The 26,237-nt window shown below is 40.0% G+C and carries 15 protein-coding genes; all 15 read left to right on the top strand.

The features are described 5' to 3' along the window. Positions 1–67 precede the first annotated feature (67 nt). The 15 genes from GTW09_RS02515 to GTW09_RS02445 all read left to right on the top strand — a co-directional run bounded on the left by GTW09_RS02515 (position 68) and on the right by GTW09_RS02445 (position 26,237). The gene (locus GTW09_RS02515; protein ID WP_163109790.1) at positions 68–1,663 is read left to right on the top strand and encodes an N-6 DNA methylase; all 1,596 of its coding nucleotides are present in this window, start codon (positions 68–70) and stop codon (positions 1,661–1,663) included. Next, positions 1,663–3,021 carry a restriction endonuclease subunit S gene (locus GTW09_RS02510; protein WP_163109788.1) on the top strand — a complete coding sequence of 453 codons (1,359 nt, stop codon included), beginning with the start codon at positions 1,663–1,665 and terminating at the stop codon, positions 3,019–3,021. Before GTW09_RS02515 ends, GTW09_RS02510 begins: the two co-directional genes overlap by 1 nt. A gap of 29 nt (positions 3,022–3,050) precedes the next feature. Next, entirely contained in the window at positions 3,051–4,457 is a 1,407-nt protein-coding gene (locus tag GTW09_RS02505; RefSeq protein WP_163109786.1) for a zincin-like metallopeptidase domain-containing protein, read from the top strand. Then, entirely contained in the window at positions 4,450–4,968 is a 519-nt protein-coding gene (locus GTW09_RS02500) for an ATP-binding protein (protein ID WP_163109784.1), read from the top strand. The genes GTW09_RS02505 and GTW09_RS02500 overlap by 8 nt, the downstream gene beginning before the upstream one ends. Before the next feature lie 129 nt (positions 4,969–5,097). Then, entirely contained in the window at positions 5,098–6,873 is a 1,776-nt protein-coding gene (locus GTW09_RS02495) for a DNA recombination protein RmuC (protein ID WP_239059246.1), read from the top strand. A 46-nt stretch (positions 6,874–6,919) separates the two neighbouring features. Then, on the top strand, positions 6,920–7,459 hold the full coding sequence (locus tag GTW09_RS02490; RefSeq protein ID WP_159494063.1) for a DUF7004 family protein: 540 nt from the start codon (positions 6,920–6,922) through the stop codon (positions 7,457–7,459). A 16-nt stretch (positions 7,460–7,475) separates the two neighbouring features. After that, positions 7,476–10,874: an STY4851/ECs_5259 family protein gene (locus GTW09_RS02485; RefSeq protein ID WP_163109783.1), complete on the top strand. Its 3,399-nt coding sequence runs from the start codon at positions 7,476–7,478 to the stop codon at positions 10,872–10,874. After that, the gene (locus tag GTW09_RS02480) at positions 10,871–17,173 is read left to right on the top strand and encodes a DEAD/DEAH box helicase (RefSeq protein ID WP_163109781.1); all 6,303 of its coding nucleotides are present in this window, start codon (positions 10,871–10,873) and stop codon (positions 17,171–17,173) included. The genes GTW09_RS02485 and GTW09_RS02480 overlap by 4 nt, the downstream gene beginning before the upstream one ends. A 197-nt stretch (positions 17,174–17,370) precedes the next feature. Then, positions 17,371–17,964 (top strand): sigma-54 factor interaction domain-containing protein, encoded by a 594-nt coding sequence (locus GTW09_RS02475; RefSeq protein ID WP_163109779.1) that lies wholly within the window; start codon positions 17,371–17,373, stop codon positions 17,962–17,964. Positions 17,965–18,266: 302 nt separating this feature from the next. Next, on the top strand, positions 18,267–18,602 hold the full coding sequence (locus tag GTW09_RS02470; RefSeq protein ID WP_061485479.1) for a hypothetical protein: 336 nt from the start codon (positions 18,267–18,269) through the stop codon (positions 18,600–18,602). A gap of 47 nt (positions 18,603–18,649) precedes the next feature. After that, positions 18,650–19,327 (top strand): vWA domain-containing protein, encoded by a 678-nt coding sequence (locus GTW09_RS02465; RefSeq protein WP_163109777.1) that lies wholly within the window; start codon positions 18,650–18,652, stop codon positions 19,325–19,327. Further along, positions 19,328–20,020, top strand: a complete 693-nt coding sequence (locus tag GTW09_RS02460; protein ID WP_163109775.1) for a protein phosphatase 2C domain-containing protein — start codon at positions 19,328–19,330, stop codon at positions 20,018–20,020. Next, complete coding sequence (locus GTW09_RS02455; protein ID WP_163109773.1) at positions 20,013–21,443, top strand: protein kinase domain-containing protein; 1,431 nt, start codon at positions 20,013–20,015, stop codon at positions 21,441–21,443. The genes GTW09_RS02460 and GTW09_RS02455 overlap by 8 nt, the downstream gene beginning before the upstream one ends. An 8-nt stretch (positions 21,444–21,451) precedes the next feature. Next, positions 21,452–24,793 carry a DEAD/DEAH box helicase gene (locus GTW09_RS02450; protein ID WP_163109771.1) on the top strand — a complete coding sequence of 1,114 codons (3,342 nt, stop codon included), beginning with the start codon at positions 21,452–21,454 and terminating at the stop codon, positions 24,791–24,793. Then, positions 24,783–26,237 carry a hypothetical protein gene (locus GTW09_RS02445; RefSeq protein ID WP_163109769.1) on the top strand — a complete coding sequence of 485 codons (1,455 nt, stop codon included), beginning with the start codon at positions 24,783–24,785 and terminating at the stop codon, positions 26,235–26,237. The genes GTW09_RS02450 and GTW09_RS02445 overlap by 11 nt, the downstream gene beginning before the upstream one ends.

Below are 26,237 nucleotides of genomic sequence, written 5' to 3'. Positions count from 1 at the left end.
AGAACAGTTTTAGCATTAATACTGAGTGAACAGACGGTAATACCGCGCTCAGTTAACGAGAAGCAAAATGAATAACAGTGATTTAGTTAATAAGCTATGGAAACTATGCGATAACCTGCGTGATGGCGGGGTGTCGTATCAAAATTATGTAAACGAATTGGCCTCGCTGCTTTTTTTGAAGATGTGCGAAGAAACCGGTCAGGAAGAAGATCTTTTACCCGAAGGGTTTCGCTGGAACGATCTCAAAAGAAAGCTAGGACAGGACCAACACCAGTTTTACCGTAACCTTCTGGTCCAGCTAGGGGCAGACGAACACGCCATTGTTCGTGCCATCTTCCAGAATGTGAATACCACCATTACCCAGCCTGCGCAGTTAAACGAACTCATTACCAGCATGGATAAACTGCAATGGAGTGATGAAACCGGTGATGGTACAAGCAGTAAAAGTCGCGATGATTTTGGTGATATGTACGAAGGCCTGCTACAAAAAAATGCAAACGAAACAAAATCGGGCGCAGGCCAGTATTTTACCCCTCGCACGTTAATTAACACCATTGTTAAGCTAATGAAGCCTCAGCCACGTGAAATAGTGCAGGACCCGGCAGCAGGCACCGCAGGCTTTTTGATCGAGGCAGACCGCTACGTAAAGAGTATTACCAATAACCTGTTCGATCTCGATGATGCCGATCAGGACTTTCAGATGAAACGGGCGTTTGTAGGGTTAGAACTAGTACCCGGTACACGTCGCTTAGCATTAATGAACTGCCTTTTGCATGACATTGAGGGCGATGAAAACGAAGGCGTTATTCGTGAGGGCAATGCACTAGGTGCAGCGGGTGAAAGCCTTCCTAAAGCTAACGTTATCCTAACCAACCCGCCATTTGGTAGTGCAGCAGGCACTAATATAACCCGTACCTTTGTGCACCAAACATCAAATAAGCAATTGTGTTTTATGCAGCACATCGTCGAGGCGCTTGAGCCGGGCGGCAGGGCAGCCGTTGTTATCCCTGATAACGTGCTGTTTGAAGGCGGTAAAGGAACAGAAATTCGCCGCGATCTGATGAATAAATGTAACCTGCATACGATTTTACGCCTACCGACCGGCATCTTTTACGCAGCTGGCGTGAAAACAAACGTATTGTTCTTCCAGAAAGGCTCACCAGAAAACCCTACACAGGATAAAGGCTGTACAACCGAAACCTGGGTTTATGACCTGCGCAGTAATATGCAAACCTTCGGCAAGCGAAACAGCTTCTCCGACAAATATCTGGAAAGCTTTGTAGAAGCTTACGGCGAAGACCCGAACGGACAGAGTGAGCGCCAAGAAGGTGTGTACAATACTCTTGGCTCTACCACGGAACTTACCGATGACGAGAAAACTATTGAGAACGCCCGTTGGCGCAAATTCTCCAGAAAGTTCATTGAAGATAAAGGTGACAGCCTGGATATCACGTGGCTTAAAGATACCTCGATTACCGATGCGGCAAACTTGCCTGAGCCAGATGTATTAGCAACAGAAGCGATGACCGAACTGACAGAAGCTTTGCGAGAAATGCACCAGCTAATGATTGAACTGGGCGCAACCGAGCAGGCTGAAGGACAAGTCGCGTTGCTGGCTGAAGAGTTTGGCCTGGCACCAGTTGTCGTTGAGGGCAAGAAATAATGGCTCTTATACCTCCATCGTGGAAAGATTGTACTTTAGAAGATATCGCATCAATAGTGAGTGGTGGAACTCCTAAATCCACCGTAACAGAAAATTTTTGTGAAACTGGTGGTGTAGCCTGGTTGACTCCTGCTGATTTAAGTGGTTATGGAGTTAAGACTATTAGTAGAGGGAAACGAAATTTAACGGAAATTGGTTACCAAAGTTGCTCAGCAAAAAAAATGCCTAAAGGAAGTGTGCTGTATAGCAGCAGAGCGCCTATTGGTTATGTAGTAATAGCTGAAAATGAAATTTCAACGAACCAAGGGTTTAAGAGTTTTGTCCCTGAACAGGGGGTAGACAGTAATTATCTATACTATTACTTAATGTCAATCAAACATATCGCTGAATCAAAGGCTACTGGTACTACTTTCAAAGAGTTATCAAGTACGGCAACTAAATCGCTACCATTTGTTGCGGCTCCAGAGAATGAGCAAAAACGCATTACAGAAAAACTCGATAGGTTATTAGCGCAGGTAGATACCATTCAACAACGACTGAATAACCTGCCTGACATTATCAAACGCTTCCGCCAATCCGTCCTCGCCGCCGCTGTTTCAGGAAAACTCACAGAGCAATGGCGTGAAGGTAATAATGTTAAGGCTTGGAAAGACATAATCCTCAAAGATGCTGCTAATATTATTGATCCTCAGCCTAGCCATAGAACACCGCCAGTTGTAGAAGGTGGAGTTCCATATGTAGGTATAGGCGACTTAATGGTTGATGGGAGTATTGATTTTGAAAGAGCAAGAAAAGTGTCGTTTGATGTTTTAAAAGAGCACAAAGAAAGATATCAACTAAAAGAAGGTGATTTCCTTTTCGGTAAAATTGGTACATTAGGAAAAGCAACCAAACTACCCATGGATATTGACTATACATTATCTGCTAACGTAATTCTGATTCAGCCTTTACTTGATGTCGTTCTTCCAGAGTATTTAACTTTCTTTTTATCTGCTCCAACTACGATGAACGAAGTTGCAAAACAGTCAAATTCAACTTCACAAGCAGCATTCGGTATCAAAAAGATGAGAGCCTTTAACTGTGAATTGCCTGATTTAAGAGAACAAACCGAAATTGTTCGCCAGATTGAACAGTATTTTGCTCTGGCCGGTACCCTCGAAAAACATTTAGCTAATGCCAAAATTCGAGTCGATAACTTAACCCAATCTATTCTAGCCAAAGCCTTCCGTGGTGAATTAGTGCCGCAAGACCCCAATGATGAACCTGCTGATAAACTACTTGAGCGAATTAAAGCCGCACGTCTGGAAGCTGAAAAGCTAGAAAAAACAGCGAAGAAAGCGGCCAAAGTTAAGCGATAACGCTTCAGTTTAAACAAGGATGAATAGTCATGAGTAACTTGGCAGCATTGAGAAAGAGTGAATTGTTGCAATATGAGTTTGCCTTGGGAACAGGGCGTACCGTTGCTAACCTGTTATCGCGTACAAAGGATGTAAATGGTAAGATCGATATTTTCAACGCCATGGCAAGTACCGGCTCGAGCTCTAGCCCGGTTAAGTGGTTAGGTGAAGATGAGTTTTTAGAAGCAAGTATTACCAGTTTGAAACAAGCTTCTAGGCTTTTAGTTACTCTTGAAGACAGCATTGATATGTCTATACCTGAGTTAGTTTATGCGCTCAAAGGCAAACACGGCACGTCAAGTTTAGGCAACCTCTTTCCGACAATAGAGCATGAGTACTGGACGGAGGTGACAAAGGCTGAGATTTCACCGTTACTTAATGAATATCGGTTCTGGTTGTACAACATTGATGATCTGGAATTAGGTGAAGAATTAACGTCGGCGCAAAGTCTGTTGGCGATACTCGAACAGCCGCTATTTTCTCAGTTAAATCGTTTGGCTGATATTGCTGAAGTAAGTGACTTTAACTGGCAACAGGACCAGAAAATATTCGAAAACATCTTAACGCAGCTGGAAAGTGATAATAAATCCTTCATCACGGAATGGCTCGATTCACCCGTATTGGGTGCGCATTACAATGCCAGAACCCACAGAATGTATGGCTCATTGTTCTCCTGGTTGTTTTTATCGTTAATGGCTCAGACTTATGGTTTTACCAGTAACCTGTGGGCAACAAAAAAGCAATGGGGCAAGCTGGGATGTACCATTGCTGACGATGCCAAGCCTGCTGCCGTGTTTCACTATTTTAATATTAATGTGAATCAAGAAGACGAAGCACTTGCCGACGGTGAAATGCAAAGCTTCGGTCGTAAAATCTCCATTGTTTATAATGCTGACCAGGTGCAAGGTTTTGATGGTTCAGGCATCGAAAAAACAAAGGTAAAGCAGCTTTCTATGCTCGAAAAGCGAATTGATGAGTTGGGTGTCAGCATAGAACATACTGAAGCGGGTGAAGCATATTACGAACCTGAAGCTGACGCTATCACAATGCCAAACAAAGCGCTGTTTAAAGGTAAAGATGCAACCCGGGCATACCATGCCACCTTGCTTCATGAGATAGTCCACTGGACGGGACATGAAACCCGTTGTAACAGAAATATCGGTGAAAAGTTTGGGAGTCCTGCCTATGCGTTTGAAGAATTAGTTGCTGAAATTGGCTCCAGCTTTTTATGCGCGCGATTTGGGTTAACGAAACGCGCCAGAGTAAACTCAGTGCGCTATATTGCAAACTGGTTATCCAGTTTCAATCTAAAAAAATCCATGGCGAAGTTAGAGCAAGCCGCCAGAAAAGCCAATCAAGCGAGCAACTATATTTATATCCCCAAGCGAGATGACTAAACGAATAACTGTTTTAGTCGGCCCACCGTGCTCTGGGAAGTCATCATATCTAAAGGACTTTGAGTCAGACTTTGTTATTTCTTCTGACCGCATAGTAGAAATTCTATGTCGTCAACATATGCTTGAATACCATGAGTATTTTTTACTTCCCAAACTGCACAAAATTAGAATTGCTCACGATAAGATATTTTACAAACTAGTGCAGCATAGCAAGCGCTTCCAGCATATTGTGTGGGATCTAACGAACCTTACCCAGGAAAGTAGAGCAAGGATATTTGTGCATTATCCTGGAGCATCGTTTACTGCTATCCAATTTGATACACCATGCGGCAAAAACGAAGTGTTGAAGCGAGAATTGTTACAACGCAACCTAGAGCGTTCTAGGGCGCAAGGAAAGTACATCGAAGAATCAATCATTAAAAGTATGGTGGATAAATATGAGCGAGTTAATGAGGATGAAGGATTCAGTGAAATCTTGAAATTGAAAGTAATAAATATTGCTAATAAGTAATTTATAGTTTTTATTGGTGTGGCTGTTATCTTGAGGTTTTTTGGTAACCTTATGTAAATAATGGTTTTTTATTAGTTGGCACATGTTTGGCTGTAGTAAGTATGAATAATTTACTACAGGTGAAAAAACATGAATGAACTATTAATCCAAACTGTAATACTGAGCGCAGTTATTGTTGTTACGTTGTTTGTTGGAATTCGCATTACCCGAACTCAACAAGATCAAAACGCATCCGCTGATTCAGAATCTGTTACTGATAAGTATGAAGTGCTGCAACATGAATATAATGAGCAGCAAGAACTTATCTCTGAGCTTAAACAAAAGCTCGCCTCTTCGGCTTCATCAATTGACCACATTACATCTCGCTTGTCTGACACGGAAGCTAAATGCATAGATCTGCAAAAAAGTTGTAACGAACAGCTAGCTGAACTATCTATGCACAAAGCTCAAGTTAGCAAATTGCAAACACAGGTCGAAGAAAAGAAACGGCAGTTAGAGCAAGCTAAAAACGACCTCGCTGTTCACAAAAACGAGCTAAACGAGAAACAGAATAGCACTTTGCAATTGAGTAAATTGTGTGCTGAACAAAGTGAAAAACTCAATCAGTTTGACGAATTAAGATCAGAGCTTGTAAACGCCAAAGATGAAATCCGTTCTTACGTAGTAAAAGTGCAGACGCTTAGTAATGAAAATGCGGAGCAAGCTGAAAAGCTTAAAAATTTAGAAGAGTTAAAAACAGAACTTAGTACTACCAAACAAGCCTTAACCGCCCGCATTGAAACAATTAGCAATTTGAAATCTGAATTGTCGGCAGACAATGAAGCTAAGCGGGCAATGCAAGAAAAAATAGCGCTACTAGAGGCTGCTGAAAAACGTTTGGTCACGCAATTTGAAAATACTGCTAATAAGATCTTCAAAGAAAAAAGCGGCGAGTTTAGTCAACAAAGTAAACAGTCTATGGACGCATTGTTATCGCCACTCAAACAGCAGATAGGGGCATTTAGTAAACAAGTATCAGATGTGTACACCAATGAAGCAAAAGAACGCCATGCTCTAAAAGAAGAAGTAACGGGGTTGAAGGCCCTCAATGAACAAATGAGCAAGGAAGCAACAGCATTAACTCGCGCTTTGAAAGGCGACAACAAAAAGCAGGGAACGTGGGGCGAGGTAGTACTTGAACGAGTGCTGCAAGAGTCAGGATTGCGCAAAGATCATGAATACGAGACACAAAAGAATCTTAAAGGCGAAGGAGGAGATACCTTCAAGCCTGACGTAATTGTGCATTTACCAGGTAGCAAGGATGTTGTTATCGATTCTAAAATGGCACTAACAGCATACGAACGGTTCTTTAACGCTGAAAATGATCTCATTGAAGCTCAGGCCCTCAAGGAACACGTTTCAGCGATTAAGAAGCACATCAAAGACCTCTCAGGTAAAAATTATCAAGATCTACACGGTATAAAAACACTCGACTATATCCTGATGTTCATTCCGGTAGAACCTGCGTTCAATGCAGCCATTGAACATGATCCAGAAATCATTCAAATGGCGCTAGCTAGCAACATCATGTTGGTTAGCCCCACAAACCTGATGGTTGCACTTAAAACCATCAACAACATGTGGCGCATAGAACATCAAAATGTGAACGCTCAAGAAATTGCTAAGAAAGCAGGGGCAATTTACGACAAATTAGTAGGGTTTGTAGAGGATATGAATAAGTTAGGCAACCATATGCAGCGGGCAGAAGGTAGCTATCAGGAAGCAATGAAGAAGTTGAGTACTGGGACCGGTAATTTGATAAGACGCGCAGAACAAATGAAGGAGTTACGCATTGGAAATAACAAGGCGCTACCAGAGACTTTAGTAGAGCAATCTGGTGCGGGTGTAATTGCGGTGAACGGTTAAGCGGTTGCTTAACCGCTGATTCTCATAAATTCAGGAGCGCAGAATAATGACCGATTACAACAATAGCTTGACCCATGTTCGACACATTGCAACGTTATTTGATGGCAGCAAATTAATTTTTGCTCAGGGAAAGTTCGACGAATGGTGCATTTACCACGTTTCTGGAGTGAGAAAACACGCTATAAAGGATTCAGAAATCTTTTCAATACTTGAGAGGTATGCTTCGTCAAATGAACGATTCAGGTTAAATAGCGATTTTCTATACATATTTCATAACGTGACAAAATGTGTCAAATATGATGTAGTCCAAAAGGTTAAGAAAATTGCCAAAGCATATACTAAACCTTATGAAGTTGAGTACGTGCTTACTTTTTTATATGCTGGCATGGTCGCCGAGGAAAACAAACGTTTTGCTAGGTTAAAAAAATACATAAAACGCCTGGGGGTTCACCAGGTGTTAATAGAAGGGCATACAGCTAGTTGGGCCGCTAACTATTCTCGTGGAAAAAAGTGGCAAGAGTTACAGCAGGAATGCGACGCTCGCGGTTTTTATAATAATAAAAGTATAACGAAGTTAATTGCATAAAGGGAGGTGTGCATTTATGTTAGTAAGTAACTCACCAGCTACGTGGCTTAAAGACTTTCTTAATCAAAGAAGTTTATCTGAGCCCAACGGAAATCCTCTATTTTCATATCAAATGACTCACGACGAATACAGACAGTTATTCGAGTTAGTACGTGATTTTCATCCAAAAACAAATGTAAGTTGGTCTAAGCACAAAGATTGGTCCGCGTGTTTTGTCATTTACTGCTCAGAGTGGTATCGACGTGACTGTTGCGCTCAGAAGTGGGAATGGTTTCCCCTTTGGCAGAGATTTAACTTTGAACTCACTGCTTCTCAACGAGCTGACATAATACCATTAGGTTTAGAGGGGTTCTGGAAAAGGCCTATTCGTCGCTATGAATCTGACACTAGAAACTTTTTAGGTTCGATTTTTATTGAAGGGGGTCTACCTTTCAAATTAATTAGCTCAACTGGAAATAAATTTTCAGAAGCGATTAGAAAGCTCTTAAAGCTTTATTATCAGGTCGACTTGTATGCGGTTTCGATTACAGAACTTGTGAAAAGTCAGTTAGGCCATTTGCCAGTGGTATTTTCCGAGCCTGAATCTGTAGAGTTAATTGGGTCTGTGGTAAAGAATCTAATGACTTGCGCAGGGTTGGTTGATTCGGATGTTGGCGAAGAGTCACCTTCAATGCAACTTGACCAAAAGTCACCTGGCTGGCGTGATAGTTTTCCAATTCCACTCGATGATGAAACGGGTAAAGGGCTATTGGATAACTGGTTGCTTGGAGCAACTAATGCAAGCAAAGTAATAAAGGACTTTAAAGATAAACTGTCATGCGAACATTTTTTCGATAAAAGTACGGGCCGTTTTTATACTCAAATTAGTCTTCCAAGAAAGCTTACTTTTAGAAATTGCAGTGAGGCGCTGGAGTCCACTTACACTCAGTTGGGGTTACTTGAGGGTACGAATCGAATTGCAGAACTTGGTGGTGTCGTAGCGCAGATAGATGATGGAAATGTACTTGTACCTCCTAGAAAAAAATCGATAAAAGTGCCCAGGCGGTTACTAAGTTCTTCACTTTTCACTGACCTCTCACAATCTGGAGTTGTTATAGGGAAGGTAGAAGTAAATGAGTCTAGTATTTCTTTCAATGAGGCGCCGCTGGGATTCTTGGAAGATGAAGGTGAATTGAAACTAGTCGGGCAGGGGAGTTTTTCAACAAAGTATGCTGAAATACTGGTACTTGCGCCATTAGCTTATGAAATTGAAATACTATCTGGTTATCAAGAATACGCCGGTAAGCAAGCTATCGATGGAGTTGAATTTAACTGGTTTAGAGTAAACGGTGATTCAAGGTTTTATCACGGAGATAACCGCTTTCGTATCAGGACTAACTCTACCTCAACGTCTAGCGGCAGCCTCTATATTGAAGGTGCAGAAATATTATTAAAAACCTTGCCTTCAAAAGTTTATAAAGGTGTTCCTAGCGTTAGAGATACAGAAGGTACACTAGCATCACAGCTAGGGCTTTCACTGTTACTGAACAACAAGCCTGTTGAATCACTCGCTGTTCATGAGTTATACGGAAAACACTATTTAAGCGTTAAAAACAAAGAAAGTGACACCTTATTGCGAAGAACGGTTGCAATTGTTCCAGATGATTTAGATATCGAAGCGGTTGCAGTTAAAGATCATGCGCAAATAAAAGTTACGTCATCGCGAAACCTGCTGATGACAGTGTATGCACAAGCGTGTCGAGTAGAAAACGAAAAGCTTGAAAATGGACGTCTATTTGAAATCTATCCTGAAGCTGAGCCACCTTCGAGTGTCACACTAGAGGTACAGGCTAACCTGATGGAAGATCCTATTATTGTCACCCTGCCATTCCCTGCTAGCGGCATGTTTGCATTTGATAGTGAAGGTAAGCCTCTTAAAACTGAGTTAACTGTAGAGCAACTGTTAGGTGCCGAAGTTAACCTTTATTCAGCAAAATCTTATCCTGAGGACGTTTCTATTGAACTAGCCCTCAAACCAAATAACCGAACGTCACCACGATACCAATCCAAAGTAAAAGTAAAGGACCGTACGTTAAGCGTCAGTTTATATAGTTTCAAAGAGAAAATTATAGAGCTAATGTCGCTATCGAATAATTTAGATGCAGAAGTTGAAATTTGCTTAAGTGGTTTAAGCGACAGAAAAGTTTTTTCAATTCGCCGATATATTTCATCCTTAAACTTTGATTCAGTCGGTGGCGGTATAGCGCTAGCTCAGTCTGAATTAGCGCATGGTGACCTAAAACCACCAATGGCTATGCTGATTGCTGAACCAGAACGCCCACCTTTAGAACTGCCAGAAAAAGAAATTGGTGGTATTTCATTAGGTTGGTTCAACACAACGGAAAAAATGGAGAAAACGGGTCCTTGGATGATTGTTCCAAGTTCTGAGACACCTTATTTATTCAGGCCAACGTTCTATAAAGGTGTCGAACCTTCGTATGAACAAAGTGTAACGATTAAAAGTCTACAAACAGCGGTGAAGCAGTTTAACCCTAGAAGTGAGGTCAATTCGATAGAGAAGTTTCTAACCGAAATGGAAGGCGATTTTACTCATCCAAGTTGGGATTATTGTAGGAAACTATGGGAGCATTTCTCATATCTGCCGCTATCAACGTTTGAAGTATGGAAGGCGCTAGTTAAGAATCCTCATTGCCTTACGGTTGCATTATTTCGTTTTGAGATGAATGAAGAATTCATTCGAGCATTAGATCGAGAGTTCTCCATTCTTTGGGAGTTGATACCTATTTCTGTGTGGCAACAATCGATACTTGTTGTAAAAAAGGCTTCTCTTAATTTAGGCCTTCCAACGTCGATGGTAGAAGAGAGAATAGAGGTTCTTCTAGATAAGTTTTATGACGTTGTTTTAAATGTCCCTGAGCCGTTAATTAAGCGACTTAAAGGTATCGAAGTCAACTGCAACGACTATTTAGCAGAACGTATAGTCGAATTAATCCAAGATCCGGAAAGAGAATCTGAGCAATTTCAATTGTTTCGCGATATAGGCATGAAACGTCTCACGGGGGAAGCTCAGCTAACCGAACAGGAAATGTTTAAGGTTATTGATATTGCAATGAAGCAGCCTTTACTGAGAAATCACAAAGACTCAGACTGGCCATCATTTCAGTTTCCGTTATTGAGTGAAGGATTTAGCCATCGAATTAGATGTGATTTGCCACATCATGCAAGCGTTATCAACTACCCACTCATTGCCGCTGCTATTGCTGCTGGATATATCGAAACAAACCCAAATAAGTTATCAGCAAAAATGAAGTTTGAAATTAAGCAAGTGAAGATGTTTGCACCAGATTGGTTCTCGGGTGTTTACGCTTTTGGCATTGGATATTATTCAGATTATAAGGAAGAGGTTGTCGCATGAAGTATTTTTCTGAGTTAGTTAATCAATCTATTGCGAGAGCGAAAGAGTCGTCTTTAAGTGTATTGGGTATAACTAACCCTGCGTTACGTCAACATCTCGCTATTCAAATGTCACAAGATTGCGGAGAGTCTGAGTCAATGATGGCGACACCGCTTTTTGAACATACATTCGGATGGACAGAAGCCGATAGAACCATGGGGCAATTAGCTGAAGATAGGTTGTTATCGTCAGCAGTTTTGAATGCATTGGATAGAAAGAAAATAACGGATAGCCAAGGAAAACAGGTAGAAAATCGCTATCAGTTTAAAAAAGAGTTCAAACCTTATACTCATCAATTAAAAAGCTGGAACACATTACTAGCCGATAAACCTAAATCTGTTGTAGTAACCAGTGGAACTGGCTCCGGTAAAACCGAGTGTTTCATGGTTCCAGTGCTTGAAGATCTTTATAGAGAATCACAGCAAACACAAGAGCCTTTGTCGGGGGTCAGAGCTATCTTCTTATATCCTCTCAATGCACTGATTAATTCACAACGAGAAAGGCTACACGCCTGGACACAGGACTTTGGTAAAGATATTCGATTCTGCTTGTATAACGGGAATACAGAAGAAAAAGCCAACAAGGTAAAAGCACGCCAGGCTCAAGTGCCAAATGAGATTCTCTCAAGAGAGTTAATGCGAGATCAGCCTGCGCCCATTTTGGTTACAAACGGCACTATGCTGGAATATATGCTTGTAAGAAACGTTGACTCGCCAATTATCAACAAATCGAAAGAACAGAAGTCCTTGAGATGGATAGTATTGGACGAGGCTCATACGTATGTTGGCTCACAGGCAGCTGAACTATCAATGCAGTTGAGACGAGTTTTACACGCTTTTGGTGTGGAAGCGAAAGATGTTCGTTTCGTTGCTACGTCTGCAACCATCGGAGACAAGGATGCTGAAAAACAGCTTCAAAGCTATCTGGCCGACCTCGCCGGTGTTCCTAATGATCATGTAGTCGTTATCGGAGGGAAGCGAAATATACCTCAGTTAACATTTTCTCCCAAAGACGCTCAAACACTGGAGGAATTGTCTTTAATACCAGCTGATAAAAAACCTGGAGAAAAAGATTACGATCCAGATGTTTCGAAAACACGCTTTGAAGCACTGACAGAGTCTACAGTTGCAAAGAAAATTAGAGATAAGTTCGTCAATAGCAATAAGCCATTAAAGCTTGCTGAATTAAAAAAATATCTAGAGGGGGAATTCCCTTCTCAAACGTTTGCGCAGAACTCTGTACTTCAGTGGCTAGACTTACTAACTGGAACGAAGCTATCACCTAAACATGAAGCGTTCCTAAAGGTCAGAGCGCACTTTTTTCAAAGAATGATGAATGGAATTTGGAGCTGTATTGACCCTCATTGTGCAAGTAAGAAAAGTTCTGTCTTGAAAGACAGTTGGCCGTTCGGCATGGTGTATTCGAAGCAAACTGGCAAATGTAATTGTGGTGCACCGGTATTGGAAGTTGGCTTTTGTAACGACTGCAATGAGCCCCATTTATTGGCTGCAGATAAAAGTGGTTTTATTACACAAAGAGATACAGATGTTGGTGATGAGTTTTCGTTGCTTATCGATCAGGACGATGATGACGATACTGAGGATGATGAAAGCGGTAATAAAAACAAACCTACATCAATTTTTGTAACGCTTAGAGCTGAGCCGGATGACGAGCTTATTTACAGCCCAGTCGATATTAATGTGTCTACAGGAAAATTGGGTGACATCACTGACGCTGTGCGCTTGTACTATGCGTATGATAAAGATGAGAATAGTACCTATCAAACAGGATGTTGTGGTTATAAAGGAACATCATTCAAAAAACCGATTAGAAGGGCAATACTCGGCTCTCCTTTTTACGTGGCTAATGCTGTTCCAACTATACTTGAATTTTGCCCTGACCCAAAAGTAGATAAAGAAACAGGTCTTGGTCCGAATACATTGCCCGGGCGAGGGCGCAAGCTAATCACATTTACAGACAGTAGACAGGGCACCGCTCGTATGGCTGTTAGAATGCAGCAGGAAGCTGAACGCAGTAAGTTACGAGGTTTAGTATTTAGCATTCTAAGAACTTTTCAGGAATCGCAACCAGATGAAGAGGATATTGCTAGAGATGCGGATTTAGCTGGGTTAAGAGAAAATATAAAAAGCCTTCAAAGCGCAGGCTTATATGATATGGCTGCCCAGCTACAAGAAAAAATTAATGCAGCAGAAGGTGGTAAATTAGTCTCATTTAAATCCGAAGTGGTTTCATGGGGGACAATGGTAAAAGAGCTTCTGCTAAAGAACGACATTAAAGATAACATATTAACTTACAATAAATACGCAAACCCTGAAGTATTCGGTGATTCGACTGGAGCTGAGAAGCTTTCTGAAATGTTGTTAATTCGCGAGTTTGCTCGACGTCCAAAGTTCCAGAACAACATGGAAACTCAAGGGATTATAAAAATTGGATATCAGGGATTAGAAAAAGTAAACGCTATTCCTGACAATTGGAGTGAACATGGCCTTAAGCTTGAAGATTGGCAGGATTTTCTCAAAGTCTGTTTAGATTTTTATGTTCGAGAAAATACCTATATTAAGCTTGAAGATGACTGGAGAGTTTGGATTGGTTTTAAGTTTGCTCCTAAAACATTCCTAAAACCAGATTCTTTTGAAGAAGACGAAAACAGAGTCAAAAAATGGCCACAGGTCAAAGGAGCTTACAACAGGCTAGCGAAATTACTCATACTTGGTGCTAAATTAGACAAAGAATCGAAGGTTACGAAAGATCTTGTTAATGAATGGCTAAGATCTGCTTGGACTGCACTTACTCAAAATAAAGTACTTGATAATGAGGGCAATCAGTTCTTCTTAAGTCGTCAAAAAATAACTTTTGAGTTTGCTGAAAAATGCTTTATTTGCCCTGTTACTAACAAACTGCTCGATACAACATTTAGAAATCTTACGCCCTATTTGCCGAATTCTTTTGATTCAAGAAACTTTGAGTGCAAATCAATAGATTTACCACCTATATGGACTTTGGATATATCCCAGTACGACTACAGTGAAGGGCTTAAAAAAATTCGACAGTCTGTTTTAGCAGACGAAAAAGTTTCCCAACTTCGTTCTCGCAACCTGTGGACAGATATAAATGATAGAGTAGTGGAGGGTGGTTTTTATTATCGAACTGCCGAGCATTCTGCTCAACAATCATCAGAGCGACTTAACAATTATGAAAGCATGTTCAAAAGCGGAAAAGTTAATGTGCTCAATTGTTCTACAACCATGGAAATGGGTGTAGATATAGGTGGTATATCAGCGGTTGTAATGAATAATGTTCCTCCTCATCCCGCGAACTATTTGCAACGAGCAGGACGAGCGGGCCGAAGTAAAGAGTCCAGAGCCATATCTTATACGCTATGTAAAAGTAACCCCCATGATACAGAAGTTTTTAACGAGCCATCATGGCCTTTTGTCACAGCTATACCCGCACCTAAAATATCTTTAGATTCTAAACGGCTTGCTCAAAGACATGTAAATTCCCTTTTACTTTCAATTTTTCTAAGAGATGTTATCGGCTCAACGAATAAGGAAAAAACAAGTTTAAACTTAGAATGGTTCTTCTTACCGTCGGAAGGCGGACAATCTGTCTGCGACAAATTCATCGCATGGGCATCAGGTAACGCAAATACCTTAGAAAAAACGCTTAAAGATGTATTGAAAGGAACTGTACTTTCGACTGTTCCGGCTTGGAATGTTATCGACGATACAAATCAGGCTATTGAAAAATTATCTAAGCGCTGGATAACTCACTACCGTCAGCTTAAAACTGCAGAACAAGATGCAACACCTGAGAGTGCATACGAGTTTAAGGTAAGAGTTGAATTAACAAGGCACACTAATGAATATTTATTGAAAGAGCTCGCTGCCAAAGCTTTTCTTCCAGGTTACGGCTTTCCAACAGATATCGTTACACTAAACAATAAAAATTTTGTTGATTTCAAACGTGAAAAAGAAGGAAAACAAAAGCGCGAAAAATTTAGAGAGGACAACATTTCTCAGCTTAGAGAATTACCCACTAGAAACCTAGCTGTTGCAATCCGAGAATATGCTCCAGGTGCAGAAATTGTTTTGGATGGACGTGTATTCAAATCTGCAGGGGTCGCTCTTAATTGGCAGAAACTGGCCAGTGACGCTAGAGAGGGGCAAAAATTCGATGTTGCGTGGCGCTGTGGATCATGTGGTCATTCAGGTGTAGAAACAAATACCACAATTATGGAAGATTGGAGTTGTGGCTCATGTGGAACCAAAATAAGAAATAGTTGGAAAAAAACGGTTCTTGAGCCAACTGGTTTTGTAACTGACTTTTTTACCGCTCCATCAAACGACATTTCATCTCAAAGTTACATTGCTGTTCAACCGTCTTGGCTGTCCATTGATGCATTGCCGATTAATCTTCCTGACCCTAATTTGGGGTACATGAAGTATGGGACAGAGTCTACTATTTTCCAACATTCATCTGGTGCAAATGAACATGGCTACGCGATTTGCATGCAGTGTGGTAAAGCAGAATCTATGCTAGGTGATGGCGAGTTTCCAAAGTCGCTTAATCCTGCCTCTTTTCATAAGCCTATTACTTCAACACCGAAATCTAAAGACAAGGATGGTTTCGAGCCTGAGCTCTGTGATGGAAGCGCAACTGTCCATGGTAATGTACATCTTGGTTGTTCTGGTCTTACAGATGCATTTGAACTGGTGTTGCGACATCCTCTTTCTGGTGAGTATATAGATCCCAGTCATCCTGATTCCGATTCTATAGCGCTAACATTAGCTGTCGCCATGCGTAACGCCCTTGCAGCAAAGTTAGGCATCGCGACGTCGGAGATAGGGTACTCTACGAGAAAAACCAGAGTTCAAGAATCAAACAAGCAAGCAATCGCTGTGCAGCTATATGACGTTGTAAGCGGAGGTGCAGGTTTTTCAACAAGTGCAGCACTTCATATTGAAGATGTACTTATGCAGACTTATCAAAATTTGTCTTGTGAAGCTTCGTGTGACTCTGCGTGTTCGACATGCTTGTTGGATTCAAATACTCGACACGATGCAAACCAACTAAATCGTAACTTGGCTAAAGCATGGTTAGGAGATGAGTTTTCCAATTTTGTATCTTTGAGTGAACAGTATCACTTTATTAAAGGTGCAAAATTTTGTTACGAGCCTATTCTGGAAGCTATTTCTCGGCAGATAAACAAAGGTGCCAGTGAAATACGAGTGTGGATGGGAAGCAATGTAAATGAATGGGACTTAAATTCTCGTCACGTACAGATGTTCGCTTTTCAAATGCTAAATATTCACAAGGTTAAGCTTACTATTGTTCTTCCAAACACAACTTTGTCCGATGCTGATTATATTTCTCTATCTCGATTAAGCGACATTGGCGTTGAATTTGTAACCAGTGATGCCGAGTTAGATAGTGGGGCTCTTGTTGCGCAGGCAATCTACGAAAAGGGTAAGGCTTTTACACTAGCTTGCTCTTCATTTGATGTACTCAATCCAAATCAAAGTTGGTTGCTTTCACGCACTGAAAATATGGTTGTTTATTCCGAAGCTCTTTCAAGCGTTGAGGTGTCTCCAGTTGATACATCATCTTGGATAAAATTCGACGGTAACTCTATGGCAAAAGTAGAGTTAAGAAAAGAGCTGGATGGTGCCATCGATGGTTTCGGCAATAGATTCTGGGAGTTGTTGGGAAGTAATTTTAAACCGCTTGAGGATGACCTGAACTCATCCCAGTTAGCTGGTGTTGAATACACCGATAGGTATTTACAGTCGCCTTGGTACATCATTTTGCTTGGCGAAATAATTAGGGCGTTACCTAAAGCACCAGGCGTTGGCTTTGAATTAGAAACTTTGTTTAATTTCAGAGACAAAGGTGCGCGGCTTCACGATGACTGGAGCAACAGCAACACAATGACAGAAGTTATCTCTACGTGGTTTGAGAAGGGAGCAGCTACGCCTTGCTACCTTGACTTGCATCAGAGACGCGATGACATTGCTCATAGACGTGAAATGAAGCTTACATTCAGTAATGGCAATAGGTACTCAATAAGCCTAGATCAAGGCATGGGATATTGGAACCATCATCTCACTAAGAACAAGCATTGGTTTGATTTCGGTCAGCCACATGAGCAGTTACTACAAATGGCTGAAGTTTGGCAATATGGAAACCTTCAAACCAAGTATGACTGGGAAACTGTGATTTTTATCGCGAAACTTTAAAATTACGTTTTGTGACGTTGAAGCTTCTGTAACTTAGCGAAGTTAGCCGTCCATTCAACAATGTTGCAATATTCAAAGCCAACATAGAAGACCCGACCGATTACCCTTCGCTCATAAGGGAAACAGAGAAACGGGCCTCTAAGCTATCTGAGGAAAATTAGGAGCTTTTTATCAATATTACGTCAAGTACACCCGCGATGAGTGTGGTATCTGTCTTAGTCGGTAAAGGTAAACAGAACACGCACTTCATTCAGTCCAATCGTGACAACACCATAGAGAACGTTGATGTTCCAGTTGATTTTGGCGAAACCTATGTAAAATCAGCTGTAAAAAGCATAGCCAATAAAGCTGTTAAAGCGCCTTCATCACACAAACTGTTCGACAACATCATTGCGCAATCACAAGTAATGAAAAGCGCAATATCCAAAGCGAAACGTGTGGCTGAACCTGAATTAGAGTTGCCTGCCTTAGTATTAGGAGAAACGGGAACGGGTAAAGAAGTTATTGCTAATGGGATTCATGCGGCGAGTCCCAGATCCGGCAAGCCCCTAAAAACCGTTAATTGCGGTGCATTGCCAGAATCATTAGTGGATTCAATTTTATTTGGTCACGTTAAAGGTGCTTTTACTGGTGCAAACGAAAAACACGAGGGTTTATTTGAACAGGCCAATGGCGGCACGCTATTTCTCGTTGAAGTAGGTGAATTAACGCCAAGTGTCCAAGTAACGCTGTTGCGAGCGTTAGAGCAAGGTGAAATTACCAGAGTTGGTGATAAAAAACGATATCAGTAGATGTCAGGATCATTGCCGCCCATAACATTCGCACAATTAGCAACCTCATTCATCCAAGAAACTACTTTCAAAACCAAGACAAAGTAACCAAAAGGAGTGTATGAAGTTATTGGCACAATTAAAACAGGTAATCGCGGCATATCATGAGAGTTGAACTATGTGGTAATAAAAATTACACAAAAATAGTAAATGTTATTATTTTATGTGCGTGTTATTTTATAAAGTTTATATAAAACAAAGGGATAGTTTGTTGGTCTGGTTTTCGCACTGTAATGATTATCTAATCATGTGAGGAAAACGTTATGGCTTTTATTGTAAAAGAACAAGATCGATTATTCGTTGTACCTGAGCTGACAAACAGTCAACACGCACAAATAAGAGAAGGACAAAGAGGGATATCTAAAAAGCAGGTGATGTTGGCTTACCAATATGGCCGAGTAATTCACTCACGACGTGCGGTTTATCATGTGATTGGTAATAAGGAAATTAAAAAGTACGGTGGCATAGTGCCAGAGCTAAAAAATATGAATGGCGTTCAATTGGTTGTGTCGGCAAATGGAACAGTATTAACGGCGTTCAAAAATAAAGATTTACGAAAAGTTCGCCCGTATAAGCACAGTCACAAACATTTACATTAATTGAAGTTTGATTGGCATACAGTTAATCAAAATTAAAAGGATAGAAAATGAGTTTAAAAAAATTCGTAGTAAATAAAGCACGCCCTTTACCAGTAATAATTTTGGCAGATACAAGCGGTAGTATGAGCATTAATGGAAAAATTGATGCGCTGAATCTTTCAATCAAAGATATGATTTCGAGTTTTGCGAGCGAAAGTAGGTTACGAGCCGAAATCCACTTGTCTGTTGTAACCTTTGGTAGCAAAGCCGCGACGCATCTTCCTTTAACACCTGCTCATCAGATAGAGCAAATTGAAAATTTCGTGGCCCAAGGCACGACGCCTTTAGGGGCAGCTTGCACCATAGTTAAAGATATGATTGAGGATAAAGAATGTATTCCATCTCGAGCGTATCGTCCAATCATCATTCTAGTTTCTGATGGTTATCCTACTGATGATTATAAAAACGCATTCGATGCTTTGATAAATAGTGATAGAGCTCAAAAAGCTACCAGGTTTGCTTTGTCAATTGGAAATGATGCAGATAACGATTTACTCGAATCATTCGGTAACGACGTAGAAGCCCCTTTATTATTTGCACACAATGCTGCCGAAATAGCTCACTTTTTCCGCGCTGTAACTATGAGTGTTGCGAACCATTCCAAAAGTCAAAAGCCAAATGAACCAATGAAGTTGGAGTTTGTAAACGACGAGTTGGCTGACGATGACTTAGATATTCCTCTTTAGATGAACTTTAGTATATCTAAGACTTCTGTTATCGGCCCCGCGCATTTGGATTTAGATCTTCCAAATCAAGATGCTGTTGCTTCAAAAAAGCGTAATGGTCGATGGGTGGTCGCAGTAGCTGATGGTATGGGGTCAAGAAGTTTATCCCACGTAGGTTCTAAATTAGCAACTAACTTAGCTGTTAGTTGCTGCCTAGATAATAGTGAAGATGTATCAGCTAAAGAGCTAATCACAGATATATATACCCAGTGGCTAACTGGACTTAATGAGATCAATATTGAACCTAACGATGCCGTAACTACTTTAATGGTTACTTGGGGTAATTCAAAAGGAGATTACCGCTATATTCAACTAGGCGATGGTGTTATTTGCTCGAGCAATGACAATCACTCTGTTTCTGAAGACGAATTATTTTCAAATGAAACAACTGGCCTTGGTCTTAGTAAAAAACTTTCAGACTGGCGTACAGGTAGAGGTAAGTTAGATAAAGCCAATATTGGATTAATATTGATGACTGATGGAATTTCTGAAGACATTGAAGACCAACTTGGATTTTGTAACTCCATATTAAAACGTGCTCAGAAAGCGAGTTTAAGAGCCGTAAAAAAAAATTTGAAAGGTCTATTACATAATTGGCCTACACCACATCATACAGACGACAAAACAATTGCAGTGGTTTTAATTAATGAATAGTAAAACGAAGAGTACTGTTTACGATAAACATAACAATGCATACGAACTCACCAAACGGGTTGGAGAGGGGGGGCAAGGTATTGTCTGCCAAACTCAGATAGATGGTATTCTTGTAAAGATCTTAAATACGAAAGATGAAACAGCCATAAAAAAATGGCAAAAGCAGCTAGATTGGAGCCTCAGGCAAGATTTGACAGGCTTAAATTTAGCTCATCCTAAAATACAAATAACAAAGCCTCGTCTAGGTTATGTCATGGAGTTGATGGATGGTTTAATTCCGCTTCAAACTGTATTAGAAGAAAGCTTTAGTGATCTTGTAGACAAGCAAAGCATAAAGCAGTTTATAAAAACAGGTGGTCTGAAAAGGCGCCTTCAAATTTTACTTAAAGTCGCTAAAACTTTGGCTAAATTGCATAGTCGAGGTTACGCCTACGGCGATATTTCCCCTGCTAATATCTTTGTTTCTGAAGATAGCCGTTACTCAGAAGTTTGGTTTATCGATTGCGATAACTTATGTGTAAACGAAAGAGAAGGCTTAACTCATATATACACACCAGGCTATGGTGCTCCAGAAGTTGTAAAAGGCGATATGGGAGTTAACGCATTAACCGACCAGTGGTCGTTTGCTGTTATGGCGTTTGAGCTTTTGACTCACCAACATCCTTTTAAAGGGTTATATGTAGAAGATGGCGAGCCGGAGATAGTAGACGAACAGGCATACAGAGGTGAATTGCCTTGGGTATACGATGCCGAAGATGATAGCAACGAATCTGCTGGCGGTATCAATATAAGCTTGGTTGCCAACAATAAGATTTTTAACTTATTTGACCAATGCTTTAGTAAAGGTAAAACACAACCTTATGAAAGGCCTTCGTTAAATGCATGGTGTGCAGCGCTGCAAGAGGCAATAGATCATCTAATAGGGTGTCCTAGTTGTGCTAGTCACTATTTTGCTGACTTGCAATCTCAAGAACAAACGTGCCCATTTTGCCTAACTAAAGTTGGACAAGAACATTATGCAATATTAAGGCAGGTTATTTATCTAAATGACGAGGAAACTAAAGACTCATTTAATGCATCTGAAGGTTTCATTACTACTGAAAATGTACGTATTGTTGGTAATGGCACTTCGCTGACATTTAACTCTGCTCCGTACAATACTGAACTGTGGTTTGAAAGTGACACAAACTTTACTGTAACTATGGATAAAGGAGATATTTATCTAATTCCTGAGTCACATGCGGTTTGTAATATATCTCGCAAAAATACCGAGCAAATCCATCAAATTACACGCAAACAAAGAATTACTGGAGATCGTCGAAGCGCTACAAATCCTTATGAATTTACAAACTGGTTAAAATCTGACGATACTAATTCTGATTTTGTTGAGCTATTAAAATCTTATAGATGGCAGTTGGTGTGAGGTAAATAATGAATTTATTAGATTCTAAATGCCTTACAAGTGACGTTGTTGAGCTCGTTTTTGAAGACACCAAAGATGCTAACTTAAATTGGAACATAGGCGAAGAAGTAGAGCTGTTTTTTGAAATAGACTCTTACTACGTTAAACAAGGCACTCAAGGATATTTTGCAGAGGTCAAATTTAAAAATGCACCTCTTGCTATGGCTGTATCAGGCAGTAAAGCACGAAAAGTTTGTGCAGTATCATGCTACAAAAATGCTTGTGCTCTAGCTATTCGCTATATTGACCTTGTTGACAGCTATGACGAAAACCTTGAATTTAAAATTGAACCAGTCGTTGTTGAAGCTATACAAAAACAGGCATCGGGTGTTATCGATTTTGAGAGCGCACGTGGCTGGTTTAATCAAGAGTTCGTATTTGCTAAAGATGCTAATTATGGTGTTTTCGTCGAATTCCCAGAAAACTCAAAAGATTCCTTTTTCTTAATTGGTAAGGATTTCAAAGCCCTAGTAGACAAGATTGGAAATAATTGGCATTTATCTTCTATTCGTCAATTTGACGGTGACTCGGATAAGCTTTATGCATACTATGGGAACCATGAGTTAGAGCTTTATGGTATCGAAGAGCAACTAACCAGTTCTAATTACAAGCATCAGCTTGAACAACACCTTCAAGATTCTGCGAGTTACTTTAAGCTTTGGAAAAAATATTCTGATCTTCATTGGGAGCAACATTCTAGATTAGCTAAAGAAGTAGGGTTTCTAGAATATGACGCCGCTTATAGCGACTCAGATAGTGAAATAAGATTCAAATTTAAAGTTGGCCACAAGGCATTAAAATCGTTTGTTGAAAAGTATAAAAATCATCTAGACGCCCTTGGTGAAAGCTTTTCATTGTCAGATATTGAATTGCAAATAGCTCAAAATTTACCAAGTTGGTTAGCATCGAACGAAAATTTTGAAAAAGGTGATGGTCGACCAGTTTTCTTACGTAAAGTGAAAATTGAGGGAGACTTTCTATCTGCAAACTTACATCAAAGGCCGAAGTTTAATGGCTATATTTTTATATCCTTAAACGGTATGAAAAAACAACATGAGCGTAAGAAACTTGCTTTCGATTCGCTGAAAGATGCAAGAAACCCAATGCCGCAACTTAAATATATATTAGAGGGTGTAAATCCACCTGAAATGAAAGTTAAACCGCTGCGTGCAATAACAACTACATTAAAGAGAAAGTTAGGTGGAAAGTCGCTAACAACAAAGCAAGAAAAAGCTGTGAAAGTAGCGTTAAATACCCCAGATATAGCTTTGATTATCGGACCTCCTGGTACTGGTAAAACACAAGTTATTTCCGCACTTCAACACAGAATTGCAGAAGAAGGTAATAAATATAATTTATCGTTACAACACCAAGTTTTATTGACTAGTTATCAGCATGATGCTGTAGACAATGTGGTAGACAGATCTGGTGTATTTGGACTTCCGGCTATTAAAGTTGGTGGTAAAAAAGATGAAACAAATCAGCAACTATCTAACAGCATCGATTCATGGACCAGTAAAGTCATTCATGATTTAAAACCAGCTATCGAAGCTGAAATTCAACGTAGTGATGAATTTAAACTAGTTGATGCAATTTCGTCGTTAGTTTTCCAAATTAAAAATTCAAATAATGCGGAATTCATATATCAAAACTTACTCGATTTGCAGTTAAAGCTTAAGAAATTAGCGGCAGAAAATGGGATTAAGGTATCAGTTAAGGTTGAGAATAATATTGAGCAGCTTATCGAACAGTTCAGTTTATCTTCTTCCTATGCACTAACTAGCTCTCAAAAGCAGGAGTTAATTACAGCAGCCAGAGCGTTAAGAACAGATTCAATATCATATGACGACGATGGAAGTATAAGGTTAACTCGACTTGTTTCATTACTCAAGCAGTTAAAAGGCAATGACTTTGATCTTGAAAAGCTTGAAGCCATAAAAGAAGCAAGTATTGATTTTGAACTTTTAAAGGATACTCAAAACCAATTACTCGATGCTCTGCAAGAACAGTTTGTACTGCCAAAACAACGCGCGTTAAAAACAGAACAATCTAATCGTTTAGGAGAGTTAATAGAAGAGCTTGAAGCAAGCTTGGTTAATTCACCTAGGTTAGGCCAACTATATTATCGTAAAAAATACTTAGACTCTTTAATGTTCGAAAGGAAGCAAGTTCAAAATTCATTGAAAGAGTATAGCGCGGTGCTCGGTGCAACGTGCCAGCAAGCTGCGGGCGAAGCTATGGTAGGAGTAAAGTCTGTTGAGCATAGTAGTAATATTAATTTTGACTCTGTAATTGTCGATGAGGCTGCAAGGGCTAATCCTTTGGATCTCATGATACCTATGTCGATGGCTAGAAAGCGTGTGGTTCTCGTGGGAGATCACAGACAGCTACCACATATGTTAGAGCCTAGAGTTGAAAAAGAGTTGCAAGACAAAAATGAGCTGGAAATAACCGAACACAAGTTATTACAGCAAAGTTTGTTTGAACGGTTATACCACTCCCTTTCCAAATATGAAAAAGATGGTTCAACAGATCACAAGCGAGTAGTGATGCTAGATACTCAGTTCCGCATGCACCCAGAGTTAGGTTCATTTGTAAGTGAAGAGTTCTACGAATTGTTTGGTTTGCCGCCAGTTAAACCGGGTTTAGATGAATCATATTTTCCGCTGGACGTACCGGATTACGAAGGCAAGATAGCGGCATGGATAGATGTTGGACAGTCAAAAGGCAAAATGTCTAGCAAAAATGGCTCTAAATATCGCGATTGTGAAGCTGAAATTATTGCCGACGAGGCTTATAAAATCTTAATGGCTAGACCGGATTTAAGTGTTGGTATTATTACTTTTTATGCAGCTCAAAGAGACCATATTATTGAAAAAATGGTAGAGCGAAAAGTTATGGAGTATACGGCTTCCGGCTCAAACGTTGTATCTGAGTTTAGAATGACAAAACCAAGTTCAGATGAACAACCAGAAGAGCGTTTTCGTGTTGGCTCTGTTGATGCATTCCAGGGTAAAGAGTTTGATGTAGTGTTACTTTCAACAGTTAGAAGTTGGAATGAACCAGATAAAATTACGCAAGATACGGTAAATAATCAGCTTGGTTTCTTACGCATACCTAACCGTATTAACGTGGCTATGTCTAGGCAGAGACGTTTACTAATTGTTGTTGGCGATAAAAGCTTGGCTTCATCTAGCCTTGACCAGCTTATGCCTGAATCAACTCGTACTTCAGCTAATGAGAGACTATTAGTGGGTTTTCCCAAATTTTTCAATGAGCTTTGCCAAAAGGAGAAAGGCAATGTTCTCTAATACATATATAAAAACCACCGAATTTCCTAGAAACCGTGACGTTCAACTTTTCGCTTGGCCTGTATACAGTTGGGAAGTTTATCTATCTGCTCATAAAGGGCGAGAGTTAAATCTTTTTGAAAGAACTATTCTAGATCTTATTCGAATTACTGGTGATAGAGAATTATCAGTGAGTCAAATTGCAGAATGGTTATCGTTAGAAAAAGAAATGGTTTTATACATTTTAACCGCTACGATGCAGCCAAATGGATGGTTAGATAAAAATTTTAAAATTACAAAAGAAGGACAAAAATTTTTAGATTCAGAAACAGAACCAGAGATGACGACAGCAACAGTATTTCAGTGTGCAATAACTGGCCAATGGTTCCCTCGAATTGCTTACGATTCTAGCGAAATCAAACCTGAAAATGATACTCGCAAGCTAACGTTTAAATTAGACAGAGCGACAGATAAACGCATTAGAGCTTATCGTGCGACAGAGCAAATACATGAAGTAAATAGGCCGGGCCTTGATCAGCTAAATAATCTATTAAGCAAAGATAAAGATGCTCGCTGGATCGCAAATAACATTAATAGCGAAAGATATCATGTGCCAATAAAAGCAGAGAAAATGGTCCTTTCAAATAAAGATGTTAAGCAGTCCTATCTGTTGCTTTGGGCTGACGTATCTTCGGGTTTTAAATTTGATTTCATTGATCCATTTGCACTGTCCAGTAAAGCGCCTTGGCTGAATGAAATTTTTGATCAAGCCATAAGTGCAAACAACAAACTAGCGCAGTTCTCTAACTCAAAATTTAATAATCAAGAAGAAGAGATTTCTTATCAAGAAACTATCGATCTTATGAAGGAGACTGCCAGAGTTGAAGTATTAACTAAATATCCAAATGCTGAACGTTTTGGTGATTTAGTCGAACCATTATTTGAGTTAATAAACGGAAGAGAAAAGCTTAATCGAGAAAATTCAGCTGATTACAGTTTAAATAGGTCTTTAATTAACGGCTGTGGCTCTATCCTAGAAATCGTATGTAAAGCGGTTTTGATTTCAAATCCATTTAAACGATTAGGTATTTTACCGGCTAACAATCTTCATAATAACGAAAAGAGACGAGAGCTAGCTTTGTTATTAAAAGGTGTTGGAAAGTTTAGTCATTCACAGATAGACAGCATTCTCAAAGTTCAGCCTGGAAAGATCTATCAAACGGCTCGTGGTAAACACTCTAGTCTTCGCTCTCTGTTAGCGACTATTTTTATATCGATGAGAGATTACCCACATCATCCGTTTCAGTTTATGACTGAAGATAGGTTGTTGTTTAAGCAAGTGTATGAACTGTCGCATAACCGTGATGAAGCATCTCACGGTAACAACACAAGATTTACAAATGAACAAGCGTTGCAACACATCAACGTTGTAGACAAATTTTTAGAAAATATTTTAGTGGATTAA

Origin of the sequence: Alteromonas hispanica, from assembly GCF_010500915.1 — a bacterium.
Lineage (GTDB): Bacteria > Pseudomonadota > Gammaproteobacteria > Enterobacterales > Alteromonadaceae > Alteromonas > Alteromonas hispanica.
This window is presented reverse-complemented; position numbering and strand designations above follow the sequence as displayed.